The organism is Brevibacterium sp. S111, assembly GCF_004745075.1.
GTDB lineage: Bacteria > Actinomycetota > Actinomycetes > Actinomycetales > Brevibacteriaceae > Brevibacterium.
Window position 1 is genome coordinate 1 of the sequence record NZ_RHFH01000063.1, and the last position, 859, is coordinate 859.

Sequence of the window (859 nt, forward strand, 5' to 3'; positions counted from 1 at the left end):
GCCTACTCACCCAGATACACCCCGGACTAGAAGCCGTCATCGGTGCCCACCTGGACCATCCTGCAATGACGGCGCTGCTGGTGAAGTACCCGACACCGAAGGCTCTACGTCGGGCCGGCAAGCACCGGGTCGAGACGCTGCTGGCCAAACACGCTCCACGAGCGTGGAAACGCTGGGCGACAGCGATCTTCGCCGCCTTGGACGAGCAGACTGTGGTGGTCGCGGGCACCGATGCGGCAGGGATCGTTCTCCCGCAACTGGCCACAGCTTTGGCTCAGACGAGGTCGTCGCGGGACGAGGTCTTTGCACGGATCGAGGAGTTGGTGGAATCGCATCCTCTTTTCGAGCTCCTGACATCGATGCCGGCAGTCGGCGTCAGGACAGCGGCGAGGATCCTGACCGAGGTCGTGGGCAAGGACTTCGCCACTGCCGGGCACTTGGCCTCTTACGCCGGTTTGGCACCGGTGACGTGGCGATCGGGGACGTCGATCCGTGGTGATCATTCGTCCCGCCGTGGCAACAAAGTCCTCAAACGGGCGCTATTCCTCTCGGCATTCGCAGCGTTGAAAGACCCGTTGTCGAGGACGTACTACGACCGGAAACGTGCCCAGGGCAAGAAGCATAACCAGGCTCTGATCGCGTTGGCTCGTCGACGCTGCAACGTATTGTTCGCGATGCTGCGTGACGGTTCCTATTTCCACGTACCGATGGAGGCCACTGCCGCGTAGACAGGTTCCGAAGCACCCACGTCCAGTCCGAGACTGCGTCCCGGACCAATCAGTCCTGCCCAGCATCAGCCGGCAAGACTATTCGAAGAAATCTTGGTCACCCCTTGACGAAAACCATAGGGGCACCCCCC

Annotated in this window: 1 protein-coding gene; it reads left to right on the top strand. The window is 61.8% G+C overall.

Annotated elements, in window-relative coordinates:
• The coding region (locus EB836_RS18055; RefSeq protein WP_135542831.1) for a transposase at window positions 1-728 on the top strand (728 nt) is incomplete at its 5' end.
• Window positions 729-859: the final 131 nt, after the last annotated feature.